Raw genomic sequence first — 8,881 nt, 5'->3', positions numbered from 1 at the left:
TATCCACTGAATAATACATTGTCTGAGGTCAGATTCTGGTGCAACGGAAATTTGCTCGACGTTCAGAACGTCAAAAACAAGGACCTTGAAGGTGTGCACTTTTAATTCTTAAAGTGTGCACTTTTGAACTTTAGCTAACAGGGCAATCCTTGCTTCTGCTTACCCTTAAATTTTATAATTATCCGGTTATTGATTCCTGATTAGATTAGTTTCCAGCCAAACCTTATGACGAGACATTGCTTTCAGACATGATCCACTATAAAAGACAAGGAGAAGATTTATGAGCGTAATGACAAAAGGGAAAGTCACCGATGTTAAGGAACTCAAGCACATTGCAAAGAAAATACGTCTTCATATCCTGCATATGCTGACAAAGTCAGGCTCCGGGCATACCGGCGGTTCGCTGTCGGCAGTTGATGTAGCAGTGGCAATATATTTTTCAAAGATGAACTTCAATCCCAAGGACCCCTCATGGAAAAACAGGGACAGGTTCATCCTTTCAAAAGGACACGCGGCACCCCTGCTCTACGCGATCATGGCGGAGGCAGGCTATTTCCCGATGGATGTTATCGACAACCTGAGAAAGGTCGAGTCCCCCCTTCAGGGCCATCCGTGCTGCACAAGTCTCCCCGGGGTGGAGGTCTCAACAGGTTCCCTGGGCCAGGGGCTTTCAGTTGCAAACGGAATAGCCCTGGGCCTGCGTCTCGATAATAATCCTGCCCGTGTCTTCTGCGTCATGGGCGACGGAGAGATACAGGAAGGACAGATATGGGAGGCCGCAATGACCGCGGCCCATTATAAGATCGACAACCTCTGCGCGGTGGTTGATAACAACGGGTTGCAGATAGACGGGCCGGTCCAGAAGGTGATGGGCATTGCCCCGATACATGACAAATGGGCCGCGTTCGGCTGGCACGTGATCGGTATTGACGGACACAACATGGAGAAGATCCTGAACGCTCTTAATGAGGCGGAAAGCGTCAAGGGCAAGCCCACTGTTATAATCGCGAATACGACTAAAGGAAAGGGTGTATCTTTCTTTGAAGATAAAGTAGAATATCACGGAATTACACCTACGCCTGAGGAATACGAAAGAGCGGTAAAGGAGATCCACAATGGGTGAAAGAGCAGAGAGCAAAGAGCAGAGGGCAGAGAGCTCAGAGAAAAAAGCGAAGGCCACTCGCGATGAATACGGAGATACACTGCTTGAGCTTGGTAAGAAACGTTCAGACATTGTAGTGCTTGACGCCGACCTCTCGGGGTCAACCAAGACAGCCAAGTTCGCAAAGGCATTCCCCGGCAGGTTCTTCAACATGGGCATTGCGGAGCAGGACATGGTCGGCACTGCCGCGGGATTTTCATTGACGGGAAAGGTGCCTTTCGCGTCAACCTTCGCAGTGTTTGAAACAGGCAGGGCCTGGGACCAGATAAGGTTGACTGTCTGCTATTCAAATACGAATGTCAAACTCGTTGCGACCCACAGCGGCATAACAGTAGGCGAAGACGGGGCCTCGCATCAGGCGCTTGAAGACATAGCTTTAATGAGGGCGCTTCCAAACATGACGGTGATAGTGCCCGCGGACGCCGCTGAAACAGCTTCAGTAATCAACGCTGTTGCGGATTTCAAAGGCCCGGTGTATGTGCGGCTCGGCAGGGCGAAGGTCCCGTACGTCATGCCGGATGATTACAAATTCAAGATCGGCAAGGCCTTCGCATTTAAAATTGGAAAAGACGTCAACATAATCGCCGCCGGGATAATGGTGGCAATTGCGAAGAAGGCGGCAGATATTTTATCAAAAGACGGCATTGATACAGGTGTTATAAATATGTCTACCATAAAACCCCTTGACGGGGAAACACTGTTGAAGGCTGCCAGAAATTCAAAGCTCATTGTAACAGCGGAAGAGCATTCCATAATCGGCGGGCTTGGCGGCGCAGTGTGTGAGTTTTTAGCAGAGAACCATCCTGTCCCGGTAAAGCGTATCGGCATTAACGACACCTTCGGCTGTTCAGGCAGCCCGGATGAACTCTTAAAAATCCACGGCCTGACCGCCGAGGACATAGTGAAGACGGTTAAAAATGCAATTTAACCTGAAGACACAGAGAATGAAAACAGACTGTCCACAGATTTCACAGATGGAAAATAGCTGAGAACCAATGATCTTTAATAACATCTGCGTTAATCTGTGTAATCTGTGGATGATTATGTAACATAAACCCTGCGTAATCTGCGGCGAATATGAAAATATGATTCAGTTTACAAACGTCTCGAAATTTTACGATGAAGATGTTGTTCTTAAAGATATTTCATTCACCATTGAGAAAGGTGAACTCGCCTACATAACCGGCCCGAGCGGCGCGGGAAAGACAACCCTGCTCAAACTAATCTACTGCGCGGAGCGTCCCGACCAGGGGCAGATAGTTGTTGCAAGCTGGGACGTCGGGAAATTAAAGCAGGGCACCATCCCGTATTTAAGGCGCAACGTCGGCATAGTGTTCCAGGATTTCAGGCTGCTTTCAAATAAAACGGTCTTCGATAACGTGGCCCTTGCATTGAGGATACACGACATGCCGCCTAAGGAGATAAAGGAAATAGTAAGTGCCGTGCTTAAAGAAGTAAAAATATCGCACAAGGCGAACACTTTTCCCCCTCATCTTTCAGGCGGAGAGCAGCAGAGGGTTGTAATTGCGCGGGCCATGGTGTCAAAGCCCACTGTTCTTCTTGCGGACGAGCCTACAGGAAACCTTGACGCCGAGACATCAAAGACGATCACGGACCTGTTCAAGGAAATAAACGCGAGGGGGACCACTGTTCTTATTGCGACTCATAACGATGCCCTTTTCCACGGCACGGGCAGGAGGGTGTTTCATTTAAGAGATACCCATATTGAAAAGGAGACCATCGAGTGAGAATTTTTATTTTTGCGCTCCAGACCGCGCTGAGGAGTCTCTGGCATGAGAAATGGATAAACCTGCTGACCGTCCTGTCCATCAGCATCGGCTTATTGATACTGAGCGCGTTTATGACAATTACCTTAAATATTGATTTCGTGCTAAAACGCTGGTCCAGGGATTTTGGACTGGTTGTATATATGAAAGACGGCTTGAGCAAAGAATCAGAGGACGCGTTAAAAAATATTTTTGAGAAAGACCCTGACGTCGAGGCAATAAAATACATACCTAAAGAGCAGGCCCTGCAGGAGCTCCGCCTGGCGCTTGGCCCAAACAGTTCAATCCTTGAAGGCTTTGAAAACAACCCCCTTCCCTCTTCATTCGAACTGTCGCTGAAAAGGGAGGCGCTGAAGCCGGAGCTTGTAGAACGGAAGGCCGAGCAGATAAAACAGATGAACGGCGTGGAAGATGTGGAGTACGGCGAAAAATGGCTGTCATCCCTCAATACCCTTTCCGGCGTTTTGAAGATCGGCTCGCTTTTCCTGGGCAGCGCGGTATTTATCGCCATTGTGTTTGTCACCTACAGCACCATCAAGATATTCTTCTACAGAAGGAAAGATGAAATTGAAACGCTGAAATTATTGGGGGCGACAAGGAGTTTTATAAGACTGCCGTTTTTACTTGAAGGGCTTCTTATCGGGGTCCTCGGCGGCGCAGCCAGTTCCCTTGTGCTTTACGGCTTATACGCTTTTGTAATTCATAAGGCCCCTGATTATCTGCCGTCAGTCAGCGCGATCATGCTATATCTCCCCCTGAAGGTCTATGTGCCCGCGCCGCTTGCAGGAGCGGTAACGGGTTTCATAGGAAGCTTCATCGCCGTCGGGAAGATAAGATACTAAAATGGAAAGTGGGAAGTAGGAAATGGGAAGTAGGAAGTGGAAGATTGAAATCTTACTTTTTATTTCCTGCTTTCTTGTCTTCTCATTTCTTACTTCTCACTTCTCACTTCTTCATGCCGCCAACGCCAAGAAACAGCTCTCAGAAGTTGAAGAACAGTTGAAAAAGAAAAAGCAGGAAGTAAAGGAAGTGATAGAAAAAGAGAAGTCCGTCCTGTCGGAGATTGAGGGGATAAATAAAAATGTCAAAAAGAAACAGAATGAGATGAAGCATTACGATGAGCGCATATTACAAACACAGTTGAATATAAAAGGCCTCGAGAACGAGATCATGACCCTGACCGGAAAGCTGGAGCAGAAGAAACAGCATTTAAAAGAACGGCTGAAGGCGCTCTATAAACAGCAATACAGCAGTAAGGCCCTTCTTCTTGTCACCGCAAAAGATTACCAGGACCTGATCAGAAGGGCCAAATACGTAAGTCTTGTCGCATATCAGGACAACAGGCTTATGAAGACCTTCAGCAGCGGGCTGAATGAGGTCAACCTGAAAAAGCGCGATCTGGAGGCCATGGAGAAAGACCTACAGGCAAGCAAGGACAATCTTGAAAAGAAGACAAAGGAACTGGAAACAGAGCGGGAAAAGAGGGACAAACTTCTTGCATCAGTCAGAAGCAAGCGAAGCTCTTATGAAAAAATGATTAAAGAGCTTGAAGAATCATCCGAGAAGCTCCGCGAGATGATAGAGAGCCTTGACAGGGAAAAACCTGAGGAAGCGGCAGTTGGAAACGGATTCGGTGCGCTGAAGGGGCGTCTCCCCTGGCCTATCACAGGTGAAGTTATTGTACCGTTCGGTAAATACAATGACCCGCAGTACAACATCGCGGTTTTTAAAAACGGGATAGAGATAAAGACTGATAAAGGGAGCGAACCCAAGGCAGTGGCTGACGGCAAAGTCGTCTATGCCGACTGGTTCAAGGGATACGGCCTGCTGTTGATAATAAATCACGGCAGCGGGTATCATAGCTTATACGGCCACATGTCGGAGATTTTTCATAACACTGGTGATATAATTAAAAAAGGCGTTGCGGTCGGGAAGATAGGTGAATCAGGATTGTCGAATGTCCCTACCCTTTATTTTGAGATACGGCATAAAGGAAAACCTGTTGACCCCCTGCAATGGTTAAAGAAAAAGGGCAGATAGTATTTTGCATGAAGATATTACTGCGAGTTAAAGATATAGGAGGAAGAATGTTCAGAAGTAAAAAGACGTTTGTCTGGATGTCAGTCATTGTAATCGCCTTTGCCGGGTTTCTGCTCGGTAAGGGAATGCTCTTAGAGAAAGTAGACGCCGGGGAAGACGTGCATTATGCGCGGCTGAAGACCTTTGCCGAAACACTTTCGATAGTAAAGCAGAATTATGTTGAAGAGGTGGATGACAAGGAGCTTGTTTACGGAGCAATCAAAGGCATGCTCAATTCTCTTGATCCGCATTCCTCGTTTCTTCCTCCCGAGGCCTTTAAGGAAATGCAGATCGACACAAAAGGAGAGTTCTCGGGGCTCGGCATCCAGATCGGCATAAAAGATAAAATGCTGACCGTCATCGCCCCCATCGAAGACACGCCAGCTTATAAAGCCGGGGTCAAGTCAGGAGACAAGATCATTAAAATAGACAATGAATCCACGCAGGACATTACCCTTCAGGACGCGGTGACAAAATTGAGAGGCCCCAAAGGCACATCCGTTACAATCACGATATTAAGGGAAGGGTTGGACAAGGCAAAGGACTTCACCATTGTCAGGGACGTCATCCAGCTCAAGAGCGTAAAATCCAGGATCATTGATGAAAAATACGGCTATGTAAAACTAACGCAGTTTCAGCAGAAGACCGCGTCAGACCTTGCTGATGCACTGGACAAGTTTAAAAAGGACAATTTGAACGCGCTGGTGCTTGATCTCAGGAACAATCCGGGCGGCCTCCTAAACAGCGCGGTGGAAGTTTCAAGCCAGTTCATGCCTGAGGGGAAACTCGTGGTTTACATCAAAGGCAGGACCGGCGACAAACAGGAATTCCATACCGTCAACAACAGCAAACACTATGACTTCCCCATGATCGTGCTTGTAAATGAAGGGAGCGCCAGCGCCTCTGAGATCGTGGCCGGGGCCCTGCAGGACTGGGGACGCTCCGTAGTGCTTGGAACGCAGACATTCGGAAAGGGTTCGGTCCAAACCGTCATTCCTTTAAGCGACGGCTCTGCCCTGCGCCTGACAACTGCAAGATACTATACTCCTAAGGGCAGATCCATACAGACGACCGGCATTACGCCAGATATCGTCGTCAAACCAGAGATAAAGGAAGAGACCAAAACCCATCCCGTCATCAGAGAAAAAGACCTCAAACAGCATCTTAAAAATGATGTTGCAAAGGACAAAGATACCGAGACCGAGGAAATAAAAGATACTGAGGCGGCTGAGATACCCGCCGAGGTTTCTGAAAAGGATGATATCCAGCTTCAGCGCGCGCTGGATCTGTTGAAGTCATGGAAGGTATTTAAAGAACTGCCCAAGGCTGGCTAACGGGTCCCATACATTCATAAATAAAAAAAAGCCCCGTTGATAACGGGGCTTTTTTTATTATGTGAAATCCTCTTACAATAATTATCAGAAAAAGTGATGAAGAAGGCTTAATCGGTATGGCATTTCCTGCAAAGCTCAAAGCCGCTTCCGACATTCAGTCTCCAGAGTTTCGGCGAGTCGGAAGCATGCGGGTTATGGCAGCTCGAGCATGAAAGCTCCTGACCTTTTCTTAACGGGTCGGGTTTTCCATGTGTCGGGTGATAAGTTATATTAAAAAAATATCCCGCAATTATATGTTCGCCGCCGCCTTTATCAGGGTGACAGCTTAAACATAGCTCCCATGCCGGTTTGATAAGATTGAACGGGTTTTCATCTGAATGAGGGTTATGGCATATTGCGCACTTCCCCACGCTGAACGGCCCGTGAAAATACTTTTTGCTGTACCAGTCTTCCTTTTGCTCTACATGGCAGCCGAAACATATCTTGGTATCAGGTTTCTTTACGGAATACACCTGTTTGGATTCAGCATCGTGGCAGCTAAGGCAGCTCCAGACAGCGGCAGGGCCGTGAACGAACGGAGATGATGTCAGCCCTTTGTGGCAGGAGTAGCATGTGGACCCCGCAAACATGCTGTTGTCTTTAAAAATCTTCGCGCGAAAGCCGGAGATATTTACCGGCTTCCTGTCGGCATCCCCAGGCTCAAGTTTATGACACGCCTTACATTGCTCGTGGTCTTTCATATGAAAATAATCCTTCTGAAAACCGGCCGGCGGCTCTTTAAATACGCTCTGAAGCTCTGAGCTGCGGAACACTTCGAATGTAATGTTGTCTACAGTGATATTGTCTTTGACCGCTGTGATGTTTATCCGGTTTATGCCCGGTGTTAATGGCGCTGAAAAACATACAAACTCTCTTTCAGGAATGATCTTTAGTTTCTCGTCATCATTTACAGCTACTTTAATTAAATTTGCGGAGCCCTTTGGGACGGTCAGGGAAATGGCCACGGGCCCGAATTCCATAATAGTTTTGTCAGGCGGGTAATTCACTGTGATGCTGTTCTGATTACCGTAAGCGCTCAAAGAGAGAGCCAGGAAAAATACAATGATGAAACAGGTCCTGCTTATCGTCATTGCCTCACTTTGACTCAATGAACACGCCAAGGGTCACAGTCACAATACTTTGTATTGGATCATTGGACGGGACATCGGATGTGGAAGGGGCGATCTTTTCCGGTCCAAGGGTCACCCCGTACTTAATTGTGCAGGTTTCCAACGGGGCCAATGTTCGTCCTGAGCAATTTTCAATTTTTATGCTGAAGGGGGAAGGAGGTGGCGTGATCTTCCCAATAACGAGTTCACCGCTTCCCTCGTTCTTTACTGTTACGGACTGGTCTTCCAGCTTTCCGCTAAAGAAAATGACCAGTGGATTAACGGTTATTTTCGGAATTCCTTTTGCAATAAAACCCCTATTATCGGAGCCGTAAGAGCCGAACCCTATTACCTCGCCGAGGTCGTTGACGGCGTATGCCTGCGCCCACTGCCAGCCGGAAGACAGCAGTATGGAAGTGGAAACACCGTCATATATGAAGCCGATCATGCCGCCGCCTTTGTAGCTTCCCCTTCCGGTTACGACCCCCCTGTTATTGATGCCGTAGGCCTCCGCGGATTGCCAGCCCGGAGGCAGTATCTCTGTGTAGCCGCCTTTTTTGTAAATGAAGCTTTTTGAATTATTGCCGGAGTCGATTCCGAACCCCGCAACCGCGCCGCTGTCATTTATATCAAGTGCCCTTGCCTCAACCCAGCCCGGAGGCAGCACAGTTGTGTATTTCCCGTTACTATAAATAAATCCCCTGACTTTGTTGTTTTCATCGTGACCGTATCCGGCAACTTCACCGCTGTTGTTAATAGAGTAAGCATACGCTTCACGCCAGCCCGGCGGCAGGATCTCCGTATACTTACCGCCGCGGTATAGAAAACCGTTGTAAAATTTTGTTTTACGCCCGTATCCCGCAACTGCGCCGCTGTTGTTAATAGAGTAAGCATACGCCTCGCGCCATTCTGGAGGAAGGATTTCGGTATATGTGCCGTCATCATATATAAAGCCTTTATAGTCATGGTCAAGGCCGTGCCCTACAACCGTCCCGCTGTCATTTATGCCGTGTGCATACGACTCCTCCCATCCAGGGGGGATTATTGTCTTGTAGGTCCCGCTCCTGTATATAAAGCCCTTTGAAGTGCGGGAGCTGTCTTTGCCGGACCCCGCAACTATCCCATCATTGTTTATGTCATGTGCCTCTGCCTCTGCCCAGCCGGGGGGGAGAATTTCAGAATAAATATAAGAAGACCATGACAAGCGCGGCAAAGTGATAATGGATATTATAGTGACGGCAAGAATCAGGGATGTGAGGGAATCGGACTTGAATAAAGCAACAGCCGGCCTTCTGTTTACTCTTGCGATCATTTGCAATTTCCCATAATAACAGTATAACAAACCACTGACCGCAAGACAATTTATGAAGT

At 47.8% G+C, this 8,881-nt stretch carries 8 protein-coding genes; 6 read left to right on the top strand and 2 right to left on the bottom strand.

Translation table 11 applies throughout. From position 1 onward, the window contains the following. The first annotated feature begins 289 nt into the window (after window positions 1–289). The 6 genes from HZB61_16165 to HZB61_16140 all read left to right on the top strand — a co-directional run bounded on the left by HZB61_16165 (window position 290) and on the right by HZB61_16140 (window position 6,362). Window positions 290–1,123, top strand: coding sequence for a transketolase (locus tag HZB61_16165; protein ID MBI5058147.1), 834 nt, complete (start codon window positions 290–292; stop codon window positions 1,121–1,123). Then, complete coding sequence (locus HZB61_16160) at window positions 1,116–2,090, top strand: transketolase family protein (GenBank protein MBI5058146.1); 975 nt, start codon at window positions 1,116–1,118, stop codon at window positions 2,088–2,090. The genes HZB61_16165 and HZB61_16160 overlap by 8 nt, the downstream gene beginning before the upstream one ends. A gap of 157 nt (window positions 2,091–2,247) precedes the next feature. Beyond that, window positions 2,248–2,910, top strand: coding sequence for a cell division ATP-binding protein FtsE (gene ftsE, locus HZB61_16155; protein MBI5058145.1), 663 nt, complete (start codon window positions 2,248–2,250; stop codon window positions 2,908–2,910). After that, the gene (locus HZB61_16150) at window positions 2,907–3,791 is read left to right on the top strand and encodes an ABC transporter permease (protein MBI5058144.1); all 885 of its coding nucleotides are present in this window, start codon (window positions 2,907–2,909) and stop codon (window positions 3,789–3,791) included. Before ftsE ends, HZB61_16150 begins: the two co-directional genes overlap by 4 nt. Before the next feature lie 22 nt (window positions 3,792–3,813). Then, window positions 3,814–4,989 carry a peptidoglycan DD-metalloendopeptidase family protein gene (locus HZB61_16145; protein MBI5058143.1) on the top strand — a complete coding sequence of 392 codons (1,176 nt, stop codon included), beginning with the start codon at window positions 3,814–3,816 and terminating at the stop codon, window positions 4,987–4,989. A gap of 47 nt (window positions 4,990–5,036) precedes the next feature. Further along, window positions 5,037–6,362 carry a S41 family peptidase gene (locus HZB61_16140; protein ID MBI5058142.1) on the top strand — a complete coding sequence of 442 codons (1,326 nt, stop codon included), beginning with the start codon at window positions 5,037–5,039 and terminating at the stop codon, window positions 6,360–6,362. Window positions 6,363–6,469: 107 nt separating this feature from the next. On the opposite strand, the gene HZB61_16135 is transcribed toward HZB61_16140, so the two are convergent. Next, window positions 6,470–7,492, bottom strand: coding sequence for a hypothetical protein (locus tag HZB61_16135; protein MBI5058141.1), 1,023 nt, complete (start codon window positions 7,490–7,492; stop codon window positions 6,470–6,472). A 4-nt stretch (window positions 7,493–7,496) separates the two neighbouring features. Next, a complete protein-coding gene (locus HZB61_16130; protein ID MBI5058140.1) occupies window positions 7,497–8,822 on the bottom strand; it encodes a hypothetical protein in 1,326 nt (441 codons plus the stop codon). Between the last annotated feature and the right edge of the window lie 59 nt (window positions 8,823–8,881).

The sequence above is a fragment of the Nitrospirota bacterium genome (genome assembly GCA_016214845.1).
GTDB lineage: Bacteria > Nitrospirota > Thermodesulfovibrionia > UBA6902 > UBA6902 > SURF-23.
Note: the sequence above shows the minus strand (reverse complement) of the source record. Positions and strands in the feature narration are given on the sequence as shown.

Excerpts from the sequence above, each read along its gene's own strand:
- HZB61_16160 (MBI5058146.1), top strand. The coding sequence starts at position 1,116 with ATGGGTGAAAGAGCAGAGAGCAAAGAGCAGAGGGCAGAGAGCTCAGAG.
- HZB61_16165 (MBI5058147.1), top strand. The coding sequence starts at position 290 with ATGACAAAAGGGAAAGTCACCGATGTTAAGGAACTCAAGCACATTGCA.
- ftsE (MBI5058145.1), top strand. The coding sequence starts at position 2,248 with ATGATTCAGTTTACAAACGTCTCGAAATTTTACGATGAAGATGTTGTT.
- HZB61_16130 (MBI5058140.1), bottom strand. The coding sequence starts at position 8,822 with ATGATCGCAAGAGTAAACAGAAGGCCGGCTGTTGCTTTATTCAAGTCC.
- HZB61_16140 (MBI5058142.1), top strand. The coding sequence starts at position 5,037 with ATGTTCAGAAGTAAAAAGACGTTTGTCTGGATGTCAGTCATTGTAATC.
- HZB61_16145 (MBI5058143.1), top strand. The coding sequence starts at position 3,814 with ATGGGAAGTAGGAAGTGGAAGATTGAAATCTTACTTTTTATTTCCTGC.
- HZB61_16135 (MBI5058141.1), bottom strand. The coding sequence starts at position 7,492 with ATGACGATAAGCAGGACCTGTTTCATCATTGTATTTTTCCTGGCTCTC.